We start from the raw sequence: 16054 nt of genomic DNA on the forward strand, positions 1-16054 counted from the left end.
ACGGGTCCGGCGCCTCGTCATGATACGGACCCGCCGACCGCATGTCATGCGCGCCGCGACGCGACACGCGGCGCGTCGTAACATCGCGACTCGGTCCGTAACAGCGCGTCTCCTGCGCTCGCGCGCGGACACGTTCTTCCTAGGCTGTGGCGCGAACCCGACCAGGAGGAGCGTCCGATGACATCGAGCGACACCGAGGCGTCGCCCGTCCCCGTGCGCGGCGCGCGGATCCGGGCGCCGCGACCGTCCAGCAAGCCGAACGGGCAGTGGCGGATCGACGGCACCGCCCCGCTGAACGCCAACGAGGAGTTCAAACAGGCGGACGGCGGTCTCAACGTCCGCGAGCGCATCGAGCGCGTCTACGCGCGCGACGGGTTCGCGTCGATCGATCCGACCGATCTGCACGGCCGCTTCCGGTGGTGGGGGCTGTACACCCAGCGCAAGCCCGGGATCGACGGAGGCCGCACCGCCACGCTCGAGCCGCACGAGCTCGAGGACGAGTACTTCATGCTGCGGGTGCGGATCGACGGCGGTCAGCTGACCACGGAGCAGCTGCGGGTGATCGCCGGCATCTCGAACGACTTCGCGCGCGGCACCGCGGACCTCACCGACCGTCAGAACGTGCAGCTGCACTGGGTGCGGGTCGAGGACGTGCCGGAGATCTGGCGGCGGCTCGAGGCCGTCGGGCTGCACACGACGGAGGCGTGCGGCGACGTTCCCCGCGTCGTGCTCGGCTCCCCCGTGGCGGGGATCGCCGCGGACGAGCTGATCGACCCCACGCCGCAGATCGACGAGATCACGAGCCGCTACATCGGCGATCCCGAGCTGGCGAATCTGCCGCGCAAGTTCAAGAGCGCCGTCACGGGGCACCCCAGCCAGGACATCGTGCACGAGATCAACGACGTCGCGTTCGTCGCGGTGCGGCACCCGGAGCTCGGCGTCGGCTACGACGTCTGGGTCGGCGGCGGGCTCTCCGCGGTGCCGCGGCTCGCGGAGCGGCTGGGCGCCTGGGTCGCGCCCGAGCAGGTCGCCGACGTCTGGCACGGCGTCGCCCGCATCTTCCGCGACTACGGGTACCGCCGGCTGCGCAACAAGGCGCGACTGAAGTTCCTGCTGGCGGACTGGGGCGCCGCGCGGTTCCGCGAGGTGCTCGAGACCGAGTACCTCGGATACGCCCTCGCCGACGGTCCCGCCGCGCCGCGCCCCACCGCGCCCGGCGACCACGTCGGCATCCACCGGCAGAAGGACGGCCTCTTCTACGTGGGCGCCACCCCGATCGTCGGCCGCGTGTCGGGACCGGAGCTCGCGCGGCTGGCGGACCTCATCGAGGAGCACGGGTCGACCCGGCTGCGCACCACGCCGCATCAGAAGATCGTCGTGCTCGACGTGCCCGAGGACCGCGTCGAGTCGCTCGTCCGCGGGCTCGACGCGATCGGCCTGAGCGCGCGCCCGAGCCTCATCCGTCGCGGCACGATCGCGTGCACCGGGATCGAGTTCTGCAAGCTCGCGATCGTCGAGACCAAGGCGAACGCTCGGCGCGCCGTCCTGGACCTCGAGGAGCGCCTCGCCGGCGTCGAGCTCGACGCCCCGCTGAGCGTGCACGTGAACGGCTGCCCCAACTCCTGCGCCCGCATCCAGACCGCCGACATCGGCCTCAAGGGCCAGCTGATCACCGACGACGAGGGCAAGCAGGTGCCCGGCTACCAGGTGCACCTGGGCGGCGGCCTCGCCTCGTACGATCGCGAGGAGCCGGGCCTCGGGCGCACGGTGCGAGGCCTCAAGGTCGCCGCGGACGGCATCGCGGACTACGTCGAGCGCGTCGCCAAGCGCTACGCGCAGGACCGCGAGGTGGGCGAGTCGTTCGCGCAGTGGGCGCACCGCGCCGACGAGGAGGCCCTGCGATGAGCGTCACCCTCGCCCCGCGCATCGCGCGCCGGCGCACGGCCGCCGAGCTCGAGGCGATCGCCGCCGCCGGAGCGGCCGAGCTCGGCAGTCTCACGGCGGCCGAGGCGACGCCCGAGCAGGTCGTCGACTGGGTCGCCCGCACGTTCGCGCCCGAGACCGTCGCGGTCGCCTGCTCGATGGCGGACGCCGCCCTGCCGCACCTCGTGGCCGAGCGCATCCCGGACGTGGACGTGCTGTTCCTCGACACGGGCTACCACTTCGTGGAGACGCTCGCCACGCGCGACGAGGTCGCGCGGCGGCTGCCCGTGCGCGTCGTCGACGTGCTGCCGGAGCAGAGCGTCGCCGAGCAGGACGCGGCGCACGGCAAGGATCTGTTCGCGCGCGACGCCGCGGCGTGCTGCGCGCTGCGCAAGGTCGCCCCGCTGAACGCGGCCCTCGCCGGCTACGAGATCTGGTTCACGGGCGTGCGCCGCGAAGAGGCGCCGACCCGCGCCCGCACGCCGCTCGTGACGTGGGACGCGAAGAACGGGCTGGTCAAGGTGAACCCGGTCGCGGCCTGGAGCGCGGACGACCTGTCCGCGTACGCGGCCGCGCACGACGTGCCCATGAACCTGCTGCTCGCCCACGGCTACCCGTCGATCGGATGCCGCCCCTGCACGCGCCCGGTCGCGCCGGGCGAGGACCCCCGCGCCGGCCGCTGGTCGGGCCTCGACAAGACAGAATGCGGACTCCACGTATGACGCTCCAGCCCCTCACCCCCGCCGCGACGCTCGAGCGCACGCGCCTCAGCTCGCTCGACCTCCTCGAGTCCGAGGCGATCCACATCATCCGCGAGGTGGTCGCGGAGTTCGAGAACCCGGTGCTGCTGTTCTCCGGGGGCAAGGACTCGGTCGTCGTGCTGCACCTCGCCGCCAAGGCCTTCCTGCCCGGGCGCGTGCCGTTCCCCGTCCTCCACGTCGACACCGGGCACAACTTCCCCGAGGTGATCCGCTTCCGCGACGAGACCGTGGCACGGCTGGGCCTCACGCTCGAGGTCGCGCGCGTGCAGGACTGGATCGACGACGGCCGGCTCGCCGAGCGCCCCGACGGCACGCGCAACACGCTGCAGACCCTGCCGCTGCTCGACGCGATCGCCGCCGGCCGCCACGACGCGGTCTTCGGCGGCGCACGCCGCGACGAGGACAAGGCACGCGCCAAGGAGCGCATCATCTCGCTGCGCAATGAGTTCGGCCAGTGGGACCCGCGCAACCAGCGCCCCGAGCTCTGGAGCCTCTACAACGGCCGGCACGCCCCCGGCGAGCACGTCCGCGTGTTCCCGGTGTCGAACTGGACGGAGCTCGACATCTGGCGGTACATCGAGCGCGAGGGCATCGCGCTGCCTCCGCTGTACTTCGCGCACGAGCGCCGCGTGTTCCGCCGCGACGGCATGTGGATGGCCGAGGGCCCCGCGTCGCCGCCCTGCGCGGGCGAGCAGGTGGAGACCCGTCTCGTGCGCTACCGCACGGTCGGCGACATGAGCTGCACGGGCGCGGTGGAGTCCACGGCCGCCGGCGTCGCCGACATCGTCGCCGAGGTGGCGCTGTCCACGCTCACGGAGCGCGGCGCGACGCGCGCGGACGACCGCATCAGCGAGGCCGCCATGGAGGACCGCAAGAAGGACGGGTATTTCTGATGACCACTCTCGCCCCCGCGACGCTGTTCCGCTTCGCGACCGCCGGCTCCGTCGACGACGGCAAGTCGACCCTGGTCGGGCGCCTGCTGCACGACTCCAAGGCGATCCTGTCGGACCAGCTGGACCAGATCGCGCACGTCTCGCGCCGGCGCGGCTTCGCGCACGCCGACGGCATCGACTTCGCGCTGCTCACCGACGGCCTGAGGGCCGAGCGCGAGCAGGGCATCACGATCGACGTGGCGTACCGCTACTTCGCCACCGCGCAGCGCAGCTTCGTGCTCGCGGACTGCCCCGGCCATGTGCAGTACACGCGCAACATGGTCACGGGCGCCACGACCGCGGACGCGGTCGTCGTGCTGATCGACGGACGCAAGGGCGTGCTCGAGCAGACGCGCCGGCACCTCGCGGTCACCGCGCTGCTGCGCGTGCCGCACGTGATCGTGGCGGTCAACAAGATCGACCTGCTCGACTACGCCGAGGCCGCGTACCGCCCGGTCGAGGCGCAGGTGCGCGCCGTCGCGGGAGAGCTCGGCCTGTCCGACGTCCACGTCCTGCCGGTCTCGGCGCTCGAGGGCGACAACGTCGTGGATCGCTCGGGCCGCACGCCCTGGTACGACGGGCCCGCGCTCGTGGAGCTGCTCGAGACGCTGCCCTCCGCGGACGAGCTCGACCGCGACGAGGAGCCGCTGCGCCTCCCCGTCCAGATCGTGCTGCGCCCGCAGGGCGCCCTGTCGCCCGAGCTCGTCGCCGCGGATCCCGGAGCCGTCGACCGGCTGCGCGATTACCGTGCGGCCGCCGGTCGCATCGCGTCGGGCCGTATCCGGGTGGGCGACCGCGTCCAGGTGCTCCCCTCGGGGATCGCGACCACCGTCGCCGCCGTCGAGCTCGGCGGTGTCCCGCTCGCCGAGGCCGCCGCGCCGCAGTCGGTCGCCATCCGCCTCGCCGACGACGTCGACGTCGCCCGCGGCAGCACGATCGTGGCGGAGGGCACCGCGCCCGAGCCGTCCAAGGAGATCTCGGCGCAGCTGTTCCTGCTCGACGAGCGGCCGCTCGCCACGGGCGATCGGGTGCTCGTCAAGCACGGCACGAGCACCGTGCCCGGGATCGTCGCCGAGATCACCGAGCGCCGCGACCTCGACACGCTCGCCCACGTCCCCGCGGACCGGCTCCACGTCAACGAGATCGGGCGGGCGCGCATCCGCCTCGCCGAGGCGCTCCCCGTCGAGCCGTACCGCGTGTCGCGCGAGTCGGGCTCCTTCCTCGTGATCCGGCCGGCCGACGGCCACACGATCGCGGCCGGCACCGTCGATGGATGAGGCGCGCGAGGGTCGCGTCACCCTGGTCGGCGCCGGTCCGGGAGACGCGGGCCTCCTCACGCTGCGGGGCCTCGCGGCGCTGCAGTCCGCGGACGTGATCGTCGCCGACCGCCTCGGCGCGCGCGCCGTTCTCGATCAGCTGCGCGAGCAGGGCATCCGGATCGACGCCGAGGTGATCGACGTCGGCAAGACCCCGGGCCTGCATCCCGTGCCGCAGGAGAGGATCTCGCAGCTCCTGGTCGATCTCGCCCGCGACGGGCGCGACGTCGTGCGCCTGAAGGGCGGCGATCCGTTCGTGTTCGGCCGCGGCGGCGAGGAGCTGCTGCACTGCCGCGCCGCGGGTCTCGTGGTCGAGGTGGTGCCCGGCGTGACGAGCGCGGTGGCCGTGCCGGCCATCGCGAGCATCCCGCTGACGCACCGCGGCCTCGCGACCGCGTTCACCGTGGTCACGGGCCACGACCAGCTCACGCAGGTCGTGGGCGGCGGCCGCGACCACACGGTCGTCCTGCTGATGGGCGTCGGCACGCTCGCGCACTCGGCGCACGTAATCGCATCCGGTGAGCGCGGCGCCGACTGCCCGGTCGCGATCGTCGAGGACGGCTACGGCCCCGGCCAGCGCGTCACGTTCGGCACCCTCGCGACCATCGCCTCCCAGGCCGCCCTGCGCCAGGTGCGCAACCCCGCCGTGGTCGTGGTCGGCGACGTCGTGACCCTCAGCCCCTACTCCCCCGAGGACCTGTCCGCCGACGTGCGGCACCTCCTCCCCGATCGAAAGGTCCTGACATGAGCCTCGAGAACCTGCGCGTCGCGATCGTCGGCGCGGGCCCGGCCGGCATCTACGCCGGCAACCTGCTCGCCGACGCCGTCGAGGCGGCCGGCGGCAGCGTGACGATCGACCTCATCGAGTCGCTGCCCGCGCCGTACGGACTGATCCGCTACGGCGTCGCGCCCGACCACCCCCGCATCAAGGGCATCGTCGACTCGCTGCACGAGATGCTCGACTCCGGACGGATCCGCTTCCTCGGCAACGTCGAGGTGGGCCGCGACGTGACGATCGACGATCTCAAGGCGCGCTACCACGCCGTCATCCTGGCGACCGGCGCGATCCGCGACGCGGCGCTCGACATCCCCGGCATCGACAAGCGCGGCTCGCACGGCGCGGCCGACTTCGTCGCCTGGTTCGACGGGCACCCGGATGTGCCGCGCACGTGGCCGCTGGACGCCCAGCAGGTCGCCGTGATCGGCAACGGCAACGTCGCGCTCGACGTCGCGCGCATGCTCGCCAAGCACGCGCGCGACCTCGTCACGACCGAGATCCCCGACAACGTCCTCGAGGGCCTCGAGGCGTCGGCCGTGACCGACGTGCACGTGTTCGGACGCCGCGGCCCGGCCGACATCAAGTTCACGCCGATCGAGCTGCGCGAGCTCGGCGAGGTCCCCGACGTCGACATCGTGCTGGACGATGCGGACTTCGAGGGCGTCGACCCCGCCGCCGCGCCGACGAACCAGCTGAAGGTCATGCTGCGCACCCTGCAGTCCTGGCGCGGCAAGGAGCCCACGGGGGCGTCGCGCCGACTGCACCTGCACTTCTGGCACGCGCCGGTCGAGGTGCTCGGCGACGAGCGGGTCGAGGGTGTGCGCTTCGAGCGCACGCGCAGCGTGGACGGCGCCGTGGTCGGCACGGGCGAGTTCGTCGACTACCCGCTGCAGGCGGTGTACCGCGCGGTCGGCTACTACGGCACCCGCGTGGAGGGCGCGCCGTTCGACGAGGCCCGCGGCGTGATCCCGAACGAGGCCGGCCGCGTGCTCGAGAGCCCGGGACTGTACGCGACGGGCTGGATCAAGCGCGGCCCCGTCGGCCTGATCGGCCACACCAAGTCGGACGCCATGGAGACCGTCGGCCACCTCGTCGACGACGCGCGCGCCGGGCTCCTGCCGGCTCCCGCCGAGGGCGACCTGGTGGCGCTGCTCGAGGAGCGCGAGGTGGAGTTCACCACGTGGGACGGCTGGCGCGCGCTGGACGCGCACGAGCGGCACCTCGGCGAGACGCACCGGCACGCCCGTCAGCGCGTCAAGCTGGTCCCGCGCGAGGATCAGGTCGAGATCGCGCGCGCCGGCGCGCTCGCCGTCTCGTGACGTACGTCATCGCGCTCCCGTGCGTGGACGTCAAGGACCGCGCGTGCATCGACGAGTGCCCGGTCGACTGCATCTACGAGGGTGAGCGCAGCCTCTACATCCACCCGGACGAGTGCGTCGACTGCGGTGCGTGCGAGCCGGTGTGCCCCGTCGAGGCGATCTACTACGAGGACGACCTGCCCGACGAGTGGCAGGACTACTACAAGGCCAACGTGGAGTTCTTCGACGAGATCGGCTCGCCCGGCGGCGCCGCCAAGGTCGGCGTGATCCCCAAGGACCACCCGATCGTCGCGGCCCTGCCCCCGCAGGGCGACGCGCACGCCTGAACCNTCGACGAGATCGGCTCGCCCGGCGGCGCCGCCAAGGTCGGCGTGATCCCCAAGGACCACCCGATCGTCGCGGCCCTGCCCCCGCAGGGCGACGCGCACGCCTGAACCACCTGCCGGCAGGACGAGGGGCGGGACCGGATCATCCGGTCCCGCCCCTTCTCAGTGCGCGGTCGGCGCGGATGGTCAGTCCGCGACCAGCACCCGGTCGTCGAGGTCGTCGATCTCCTCCGCGACGGCCCCCGCCTCGGCGCGTGCCGCGGCGCGGGCGGCCAGGTGCGCGCGCACCGACCACGCGACCGCGGCGGCCCACAGGACGCCCGCGACGGCGATCCACAGCGCGAACGTCGCGCCGTCCGCCTCAAGCGAGGTGAGGATCGTGCGCAGGTTGGTGAGGACGATCACGCCGCCCACGGCGGAGCCGAGGATGCGGGCAGGGAGATGCCGCACGAGCCAGGCCGCGATCGGCGCAGCCGCGACGCCGCCGAGCAGCAGCGCGAGGAACCACGTGAAGTCGATGCCGGCGCCGCCCAGGCCGATGAGGAAGCCGACCGACGCGGCCACCGCCACGAGGAACTCGCTGGCGTCGATCGTGCCGATCACCTTGCGGGGCTCCAGGCGCCCGCTCGACAGCAGCGCCGGCGTCCCGACGGGCCCCCACCCGCCGCCGCCCGACGCGTCGAGGAAGCCTCCGAACAGGCCGAGCGGGGCGAGGAACGCCAGGGGCAGGCGGCGGTCCGTCCGGCGCTGGGGCAGGCCGCGCACCGTGAAGCGGACGAGGATGTACAGGCCCAGGCCGAGAAGCAGCGCGCTCGCGTAGGGAGCCGCGACGTCGGCCGACAGCGCCGACAGGAACGTCGCGCCGGCGAACGCGCCGATCGCGCCGGGGATGCCGATCTTGAGGACCACGCGCCAGTCGACGTTGCCGAAGCGCCAGTGCGACAGGCCCGAGGCGAGCGTCGTGCCGATCTCGGCGAGGTGCACGGAGGCGCTGGCCGCCGCGGGGGCGACCCCCGCCGCGAGCAGCAGGCTCGTTGACGTCACGCCGTAGGCCATCCCGAGCGACCCGTCGACGAGCTGGGCGGCGAGTCCGACGAATGCGAGGACGAGTATGGTCTGCATGCGCCCGACACTATGGATTCGCGCGCGACCCCGCCGCTCTCGCTAAACCCGGGGTAACACTTCCCAACACGGCGTAACACTCGCGCCGTCGCGCGGGCCGATGTGCCTAGCGGCCGGGCGCGTGCAGGTCGAACTCGCCCGTGATCGCGGGCAGGCCGCGGCCCTCGTCGCGGCGGGCCATCGGCACGCGCGTGCCGAGCACCTGGGCGACGACGTCCTGCGCGATCTTGGCGGGCGTGAGGCCCGCGTCCTCCAGGATCTGCTCGCGCGTCGCGTGGTCAAGGAACTCGTCCGGGAGGCCCAGCTCGTCCACCGCGGTGTCGACGCCGGCCTCACGCAGCACCTGGCGGACACGGGTGCCGATGCCGCCCACGCGGATGCCGTCCTCGAGCGTGATGACGAGCCGGTGGCGCGCGGCCAGGTCGACGATCGATCCGGGCACGGGGACGACCCAGCGCGGGTCGACGACCGTCGCCCCGATGCCCTGCGCGCGCAGCCGCTCCGCGACGTCCAGGCCCAGGCGCGCGAACGGGCCGATGCCCACGATCAGCACGTCCGAGGAGTCGCCCCGGGCCAGCACGTCCACGCCGTCCGCCAGACGCTCGAGCGCGGGGATGTCCTCGGCCACCGCCCCCTTCGGGAACCGGATGACCGTGGGCGCGTCGCGCACGTCGACGGCCTCGCGGAGCTCCTCGCGCAGGCGGGCCTCGTCGCGCGGAGCCGCGATCCGGATGCGGGGCACGATGTGCAGCAGGGCGAGGTCCCACATGCCGTGGTGGCTCGGGCCGTCCGGGCCCGTCACGCCCGCGCGGTCGAGCACGAACGTCACGCCCGCGCGATGCAGGGCGACATCCATCAGCACCTGGTCGAATGCGCGGTTCACGAAGGTCGAGTACAGGGCGACGACCGGGTGCAGCCCGCCGTAGGCGAGACCCGCGGCGGACGCGACCGCGTGCTGCTCGGCGATGCCGACGTCGTACACGCGGTCGGGGAACCGCTCGGCGAACGGCGCGAGGCCCGTCGGCCGGAGCATGGCGGCCGTCATCGCGATGACGTCGGGACGCTGCTCGCCGATCGCGACCAGCTCCTCGGCGAACGCGTCGGTCCATCCCGCGATCGAGGAGCCGAGCGGCCCGCCCGTGACCGGGTCGATGCGCCCCACGGCGTGGAACTGGTCGGCCTCGTCGTCGAGCGCCGGCTGGTAGCCGCGGCCCTTCTCCGTGATGGCGTGCACGATCACCGGAGCGCCGTACGACTTCGCCAGCTCGAGCGTCTCGATCAGGGCGCCCAGGTCGTGCCCGTCCACCGGACCGAGGTACTTCACGTCCAGGTTCGAGTACAGCGACGTGTTGTTTGTGAAGCGCGACAGGAAGCCGTGCGTCCCTCCGCGGACGCCGCGGTACAGCGCGCGCCCGACCGCGCCGAAGCGGCCGGCGATGCGCGACGAGCGCAGCGACAGGTCGCGGTACGTCTCGGCGGTCCGCACCCGGTTGAGGTGGCGCGCCATGCCGCCGATCGTGGGCGCGTAGGAGCGGCCGTTGTCGTTCACGACGATCACCAGGTTGCGGTCGTTGTCGTCGGTGATGTTGTTGAGCGCCTCCCACGTCATGCCGCCCGTGAGGGCGCCGTCGCCCACCACCGCGACCACGTGGCGGTCGTTGCGGCCGGTGCGCTGGAACGCGCGGGAGATGCCGTCGGCCCAGCTCAGCGAGCTGGACGCGTGCGACGACTCGACCACGTCGTGGTCGCTCTCGGAGCGCTGCGGGTAGCCGGCGAGCCCGCCGCGCGCTCGCAGGGCCGAGAAGTCCTGTCGGCCCGTGAGGAGCTTGTGCACGTACGACTGGTGTCCCGTGTCGAAGATGATCGGGTCGTCCGGCGAGTCGAACACGCGGTGCAGCGCGATCGTCAGCTCCACCACGCCGAGATTCGGCCCCAGGTGGCCGCCCGTCCGCGCCACGTTCTCGACGAGGAACTCCCGGATCTCGGCGGCGAGGTCCGTCAGCTCCGCCTCGGTGAGGCCGTCCAGGTCGCGCGGGCCGCGGATCCGGTCGAGAAGACTCATGCTCCGAGCCTACGCCGGTCCCCTGGGATTCCTGGGAACGCCGAACGGCCCCCGGGAGCTCCCGGGGGCCGTTCGATGCGGTGCGTCAGACAAGGCTGCGCAGCACGTACTGCGTGATCCGTCGTGAACTACTACTGTTAGCGGCATGAGCACCACGAACGCCCCGATCCGCGCAGCGATCTACGCGCGCATCAGCAAGGATTCCACCGGGCAGGGACTCGGTGTGGAGCGGCAGCGGGCGGCGTGTGTGGACCTGGCGAAGTCCCGTGGGTGGGAAGTCGATCCGGCGCGGATCTGGGTGGAGAACGACACCAGCGCCACGACCGGCCGACGCCCGAAGTTCGCCGCCATGGTGGCCGCTGCGGAGGCCGGCACGATCGATGTGATCGTGGCCTGGCATATCGATCGACTGACCCGCAAGCTGTCGGAGCTTGAGGATCTGATCGTGCTGAGCGAGCGCACGGGGGTGAAGATCGCGACGGTATCGGGAGACGTGGACCTGACAACCGATTCGGGCCGACTGGTCGGGCGCATCCTGGCGTCTGTCGCTAGAGGTGAGGTGGAGCGCAAGGGAGCACGTCAGCGAGCTGCGAACCAGCAACGGGCCGAGTTGGGGCGCTCCCCGCATACGGGTCGGGCGTTCGGATACAACCTGGACGGCACGATCCGCGAGGACGAAGCCGAGATTGTGCGCACCCTCTTCACCCGGTTCGCGGCGGGCGAGGGTCTGCACACTTTGACCCGGTGGCTCGGTGAGAACGATGTTCGGAACACGCGTGGGAAGTTGTGGACGCGTGTCGGGGTGCGTGACGTGCTTCTGAATCCGCGGTACATCGCTGAGCGGTGGATATTGCGGACGCGCGACGGCAAGCGTGTTCGGGAGTACATCGGCCCGGGCGATTGGGAGCCGATTGTTTCGGAGGATCTGTTTCGCGCGGTCGGTGCGATCCTGACTGACCCTGCGCGGCGCGAGTTCGGAGCGCGGGGAAACGCGCGGTTGTATGTCGGCGCTGGGTGCTACGTCTGTGGTGTGTGCGGAACACCTCTCAGGACGGGTTACAGCACGTACAAGGCGGCGGGTGCGGAGAAGCCCAAGCAGTACCGGATCTACGTCTGCCCGCAGGGGTTCCATGTGTCCCGACGTGCTGAGTACATTGACGACATCGTGGAGCGGGTGATCAGCCGGCGCCTGTCAGACCCGGCGATTGCGTCAGCGTTGACGAGCGACGTTGACAGGGCTCAGGTGCGTGCTCTGCGGGACGAAGCGAACGGACTGCGGTCCCGCATCGATGGGTTCGCGAACGACCTCGCAGACGGGCTTCTGAGTGCTCGACAGGTGAAGGTGGCGACGGATCGGGCGACAGCGAAGTTGCGCGAGGTTGAGGCCAAGCTTGCGCAGATCGGGTCTTCGTCAGCGTTGGGCGGGCTGCTCGGCTCCGCTGATCCCGGGGCGGCGTGGCTGGCACTCGAGGACCCCCGCGCGAAGGGAGCTGTCATCAATGCGCTGTGTGAGGTGCGAGTGCATCGGCAGCCGCGCGGCCGTCGACCGTCTGACCGGAACCCGGAGAAGCTGGCCGCGTGGTGGGAGCAGATCGCGTCGACGATCGAATTCGCGTGGCATAAGTAAAGAGACTTCCCTCGACCGAGGGCAAGAAAAAGCGCCCCGTACGAGTTAGCGGCTCGCCGGGGCAGATCATCAAGGAGAGTAACCAAAATGACCATTGTTCAGTCTACCAGCGGCGTCGAGATCGACCCTGCGGACGACGCGGCCCTGGGCGGGTTCACGTACTACGCGACGGACGAGGACGGTGAGGGCTGGCCGCGGTACCTGCTGCCGAGCGCGATCCGGGAGACGCCCTGGCACGCGGTCGACTACGACGAGCGCGACCAGAAGTGGAAAGTGTCCCTGATCGACGTCGACCTGTCGATGCCGGTGCGGGATGCGAAGATCCTGCGCGAAGAGCTTGGGCGTCTGATCCGCGCCGCCGAATCGCTCAACGTCCGCGAAGCGAACCGGGTTTTCGTGGAGAAGATCGTCGGCCTCGCCGCCGATCGCGGATGGGACCTCGCGACCCTCGCCGAGAAGGCCGGCCCCACCGTCCCGAACGACGACGGGCAGTCCACCCTCCCGGACGTGCGCCGGTTGCAGGATCTCCTGGTCAACGCGGATGACCTGGCCGTGCAGGAGATCATCGCGCTGTGCGAGGCGCTCGACCTCGACCCGTTCCGCACGATCCCGGAGATGTGGCCGTGACCGCCGTGGATGCCCGTTTCGCGGGCGGGACGATCCTCGTGCAGGTCGATGAGGAGTACACGGGAGATCACCGCGTCATGGTCCGAGTCGACATGCCGGGGCACACGTTGCACCTGTTCCGGCACGAAGCGCGCGACCTGGCGAACGCACTCCGCGAAGCCGCCGCCGAAGCTGGCGACATCCTCAACCGGCGACCGGAGGCAGACGCGGCCTGACAGCCAACCAATCAGGGGGGGCGGTGCTCACGAGTGCCGCCCCCACCCCAGCATCAAAGAAGGGCATGATCGACGGTGGATCTCAACGACTGGTTTGCAGACTTGCTGCGCACGAGTCAGCACCGCGCGGAGGCGCGACAGCGCGCCCACCAGACCCTCGAGAGTACAGGACTGCTGTCGAAAGTCACGCTTCACCGCTTCATGTGCAAGCGCGGATGCCAGATTGCGACGGTGTTCCGAGTCGGGGGCTCCACGCTGTGCGCCGTCCGCGACTACAAATACTCCCCCGGTCTAAACGCGGCGCAGTCTGTCCCCGAAGCACGCGCCAAGAACACTCTCGATGGTGACCGCTGGTGGCCGTCGCACGTATTCGACATCGAAGAACTCGCGGAATGGGGCGACGAAGCAGGTATGTCGATGAACTGCAAGCACTTCCGCGGCACGGTCACGGCGCGGACCGTACTCGCGGCGTGCGAGGGCGCGAGTCCGGGAAAGCAGAACAAACCTACGATTCTCGGCGTGTCGGTTGCCAACTGAGTGCCGAATCCTGCATTATTGAGCACGACAGAAGTTGCCCGCCTACGTAGGCATCCGGGTTTAGCAGGGCGCCGGAACCGAAAGGTTCCCGCATGCCCGCCCAGGGTTCAACTCGTTCGCTTCAAGGCCGCAAAGCGGCTGCCGTCCGTTGGGGCAAGCCCGACGTTGACGCAATCGATCGCGACTTCGCCGCCGCGAAGCTCGAGGAGTACATCTCCGCCGTCGTGGCGGGTGCTCCCCCGCTGACTCCCGCTCAGGTGGATCGCATCGTCACGATCCTCCGCCCCGCGATCGGCGGTGTTGCCTCTTGAGCGCCGCAAACAGAAACCGCCCCGCGGGCAACGGGACGGCTCCGGAAAATGATCTGGCTGGCGGCTCGATCACTATCCATCCTGCCGAATCGGCAACTCGCCATGGGGTACTCACGTGGCCGGTGTTGCCGTGATGGGCGCCGGCTTGGTGAAAGCGGCCTTCGTCGCCGCTGACGCCCGCGGGATGCGGGAACACGCGCCGATGCGCCTATACACATACATGGCCGTTACCGCGCTCGACAGCGCCGCTCAGCCGGTGTTCTACGGCGGTCAGGACTCACTAGCGCTCGCGCTCGCCGTGCCGAGGAACGAGAGCGGACATCGTGCCGTAATGCGCGCGCTGCGCAAGCTGACCGAGGGGCGATTCCTCGCGGTTGATGTGAAGGGCGCTCCTGGTCGGACGGCGCGCTATCGGCTTTTGGACGGGAACGGAGCCGCCCTCACTGCGGCGAAGGTTCTACCGGGAACGGGTGACGCTGAGCGTCAGGCGTCGAGTGATACCGGTGACGCTGAGCGTCCCGAACAGGTGACGTTTTCTAACGGAACACCTGACGCTGAGCGTCCGGAACAGGTGACGCTCAGCGTCGCTCTAAGGAGTAGTGAGGAAGCAATTAAGGAGGAAGGAGAGGAGGAGCGCGCGAGCGCGACCCCTCCCCGTACTTGCAAGAAGCATTCCCATTGGGATCACAACGAGCCCTGCCGAGCTTGCGGCGCCGATCGCAAAGCGGCAGAGGCGGCAGACACATCCCTGTTCCAGGACGGGAAGCTCAAGCGATCCGCTGTCGCTCGCAACCTCGAGCGTTACCGAGCCGAGTACGGCCCGAACGCCACGCTCGACTGCTTCCTGGGCGTCCACGCTCGGCTCACGGACGGCACCTGCCGCCACTGCACGCACCGAGAGAAGCCGAAGATCGCCAAGAACGACGAATGGATGTACCGATGACTGAACCGGCCTACGTCCTGCCCGCGTCGTGCCCGACCTGCCGTCCTTGGGTGCGTCTCGTCCCGACACCCACCGGGGCTCTCGCCCGTCAAGAGCTCCACGAGCCCCACTGCGTCGTCGTCCCCCGCTTGCAGAAGGTCGGCACGTACTACGCGGAAGCGGGGAACGCATGAGCCTCACGATGCGCGCCGTGGAGGCGGAGGCGTGGAAGGCGCTGGACACCGCCCTGCAAGCCACACGCGCCCCGTGTGCGGGCGATAACGCGTTCATCCAGGACACGTTCACGGAGGACGAGAAAACGCGTCTACGAGCCATCTGCGGCTCCTGCCCGATCGTGTCTCTTTGCGACGACTACGCGCGTCATGTGACCGCCGGGTTTTGGGCGGGAAAGCAACGCGGATTCAAGAAGGGGAATTCATGAAACTCACCGCACCAATGCCGGAGAACTTCCGTGCGCTTTCGGATGCGTGGAACGACCCGAACAGGTTCGCGGCCGAACTCGCCGCCTACTACCAGCAGCTCGAGCAGACCGGACGCCGGCCCCGAGCACACGACATCACCGAACCACTGAAGGAGCGCACCAATGCCTCTTGACCCCCTTGCCGACCTCCGCGAGCGAATGCGAAAGCTTGAGCGAATGTTTCATACCAACCCGCTCGAGCGCGCATCAATCACATACGGGCGCCTGCGCATCATCGGCGGCCAACTGCTCGTCGACGCCGGTGGGAACGTCACCATCGTCGGCACGCTCTCCGTCGAAGGAACTTCACAGATCACCGGAACCGTCGAGATCACCGGCCCGCTCACCAGCACAGGCACGGTGAACCTCAACGGACCCACCAACATCGCCGGGAACCTCGACGTGACGGGAACCACCCACCTCGGAGGCCCCACCACCATCGACGGCAACACCGCCATCGAAGGAAACGTCACCGTCCAAAACGGCGGACGCATCGACGTCGGCGGCGTCACCCTCGACAGCAGCTACGCCACCCCAAGGGTCAACCTCGGCGGCGCACAGATCGAATCCGCAACAGGAACCGCGATCACCTTCACCGCCGGCACATCGATCTTCTACCTGACCGGCGGCACCCTCCGCATCCCCGGCATGACCACCGGAGGAACCCACCACGTCACCTGCGACCTCGCAGGAAACCTCGGGTCTGCTGAACGAATAGGTGACACCTGATCTGTGGTGCCTGAGGGTGCCGCTGGGAGGATGTCATCATGCCCAAGCCCTATCCGCGCGAGTTCC

General features: G+C 70.4%; 18 protein-coding genes. 16 read left to right on the forward strand and 2 right to left on the reverse strand.

What is annotated here, in order from left to right:
* Positions 1-177 precede the first annotated feature (177 nt).
* The 7 genes from ASD19_RS02240 to fdxA are packed head-to-tail and all read left to right on the forward strand — an operon-like array spanning position 178 to position 7355.
* Positions 178-1905: a nitrite/sulfite reductase gene (locus tag ASD19_RS02240; protein WP_055988395.1), complete on the forward strand. Its 1728-nt coding sequence runs from the start codon at positions 178-180 to the stop codon at positions 1903-1905.
* Positions 1902-2645 (forward strand): phosphoadenylyl-sulfate reductase, encoded by a 744-nt coding sequence (locus ASD19_RS02245; protein WP_055988397.1) that lies wholly within the window; start codon positions 1902-1904, stop codon positions 2643-2645. The genes ASD19_RS02240 and ASD19_RS02245 overlap by 4 nt, the downstream gene beginning before the upstream one ends.
* Entirely contained in the window at positions 2642-3577 is a 936-nt protein-coding gene (gene cysD / locus ASD19_RS02250; protein ID WP_055988399.1) for a sulfate adenylyltransferase subunit CysD, read from the forward strand. Before ASD19_RS02245 ends, cysD begins: the two co-directional genes overlap by 4 nt.
* Positions 3577-4893 (forward strand): sulfate adenylyltransferase subunit 1, encoded by a 1317-nt coding sequence (locus ASD19_RS02255; protein WP_055988401.1) that lies wholly within the window; start codon positions 3577-3579, stop codon positions 4891-4893. The genes cysD and ASD19_RS02255 overlap by 1 nt, the downstream gene beginning before the upstream one ends.
* Positions 4886-5680: a uroporphyrinogen-III C-methyltransferase gene (gene cobA / locus ASD19_RS02260; protein WP_055988403.1), complete on the forward strand. Its 795-nt coding sequence runs from the start codon at positions 4886-4888 to the stop codon at positions 5678-5680. The genes ASD19_RS02255 and cobA overlap by 8 nt, the downstream gene beginning before the upstream one ends.
* Positions 5677-7029, forward strand: a complete 1353-nt coding sequence (locus tag ASD19_RS02265; RefSeq protein ID WP_055988405.1) for an FAD-dependent oxidoreductase — start codon at positions 5677-5679, stop codon at positions 7027-7029. The genes cobA and ASD19_RS02265 overlap by 4 nt, the downstream gene beginning before the upstream one ends.
* Positions 7026-7355 (forward strand): ferredoxin, encoded by a 330-nt coding sequence (gene fdxA, locus ASD19_RS02270; RefSeq protein WP_055988408.1) that lies wholly within the window; start codon positions 7026-7028, stop codon positions 7353-7355. Before ASD19_RS02265 ends, fdxA begins: the two co-directional genes overlap by 4 nt.
* A gap of 186 nt (positions 7356-7541) precedes the next feature.
* On the opposite strand, the gene ASD19_RS02275 is transcribed toward fdxA, so the two are convergent.
* Together ASD19_RS02275 and dxs are read right to left on the reverse strand one after the other, a co-directional pair.
* Positions 7542-8477 (reverse strand): sulfite exporter TauE/SafE family protein, encoded by a 936-nt coding sequence (locus ASD19_RS02275; protein WP_055988410.1) that lies wholly within the window; start codon positions 8475-8477, stop codon positions 7542-7544.
* Between the two features lie 106 nt (positions 8478-8583).
* Positions 8584-10539 carry a 1-deoxy-D-xylulose-5-phosphate synthase gene (gene dxs, locus ASD19_RS02280; RefSeq protein ID WP_055988413.1) on the reverse strand — a complete coding sequence of 652 codons (1956 nt, stop codon included), beginning with the start codon at positions 10537-10539 and terminating at the stop codon, positions 8584-8586.
* 145 nt (positions 10540-10684) lie between these two features.
* On the opposite strand from dxs, the gene ASD19_RS02285 reads away from it, so the two are divergent.
* The 9 genes from ASD19_RS02285 to ASD19_RS02310 all read left to right on the forward strand — a co-directional run bounded on the left by ASD19_RS02285 (position 10685) and on the right by ASD19_RS02310 (position 15988).
* Positions 10685-12166: a recombinase family protein gene (locus ASD19_RS02285; protein WP_082542913.1), complete on the forward strand. Its 1482-nt coding sequence runs from the start codon at positions 10685-10687 to the stop codon at positions 12164-12166.
* Positions 12167-12253: 87 nt separating this feature from the next.
* Positions 12254-12793, forward strand: a complete 540-nt coding sequence (locus ASD19_RS02290) for a hypothetical protein (protein WP_055988417.1) — start codon at positions 12254-12256, stop codon at positions 12791-12793.
* Positions 12790-13008: a hypothetical protein gene (locus ASD19_RS02295; protein ID WP_156377073.1), complete on the forward strand. Its 219-nt coding sequence runs from the start codon at positions 12790-12792 to the stop codon at positions 13006-13008. The genes ASD19_RS02290 and ASD19_RS02295 overlap by 4 nt, the downstream gene beginning before the upstream one ends.
* A 75-nt stretch (positions 13009-13083) precedes the next feature.
* The gene (locus tag ASD19_RS02300; protein WP_055988420.1) at positions 13084-13545 is read left to right on the forward strand and encodes a hypothetical protein; all 462 of its coding nucleotides are present in this window, start codon (positions 13084-13086) and stop codon (positions 13543-13545) included.
* A 92-nt stretch (positions 13546-13637) separates the two neighbouring features.
* Positions 13638-13856 carry a hypothetical protein gene (locus ASD19_RS14225; protein ID WP_156377074.1) on the forward strand — a complete coding sequence of 73 codons (219 nt, stop codon included), beginning with the start codon at positions 13638-13640 and terminating at the stop codon, positions 13854-13856.
* Between the two features lie 115 nt (positions 13857-13971).
* The gene (locus ASD19_RS14230) at positions 13972-14799 is read left to right on the forward strand and encodes a hypothetical protein (RefSeq protein ID WP_156377075.1); all 828 of its coding nucleotides are present in this window, start codon (positions 13972-13974) and stop codon (positions 14797-14799) included.
* Between the two features lie 169 nt (positions 14800-14968).
* On the forward strand, positions 14969-15220 hold the full coding sequence (locus ASD19_RS02305; RefSeq protein ID WP_055988422.1) for a WhiB family transcriptional regulator: 252 nt from the start codon (positions 14969-14971) through the stop codon (positions 15218-15220).
* On the forward strand, positions 15217-15393 hold the full coding sequence (locus ASD19_RS14235) for a hypothetical protein (protein WP_156377076.1): 177 nt from the start codon (positions 15217-15219) through the stop codon (positions 15391-15393). The genes ASD19_RS02305 and ASD19_RS14235 overlap by 4 nt, the downstream gene beginning before the upstream one ends.
* A complete protein-coding gene (locus tag ASD19_RS02310; RefSeq protein WP_055988424.1) occupies positions 15383-15988 on the forward strand; it encodes a hypothetical protein in 606 nt (201 codons plus the stop codon). Before ASD19_RS14235 ends, ASD19_RS02310 begins: the two co-directional genes overlap by 11 nt.
* Positions 15989-16054: the final 66 nt, after the last annotated feature.

It is taken from the genome of Microbacterium sp. Root53 (assembly GCF_001426925.1).
In the GTDB taxonomy this organism is placed as follows: domain Bacteria; phylum Actinomycetota; class Actinomycetes; order Actinomycetales; family Microbacteriaceae; genus Microbacterium.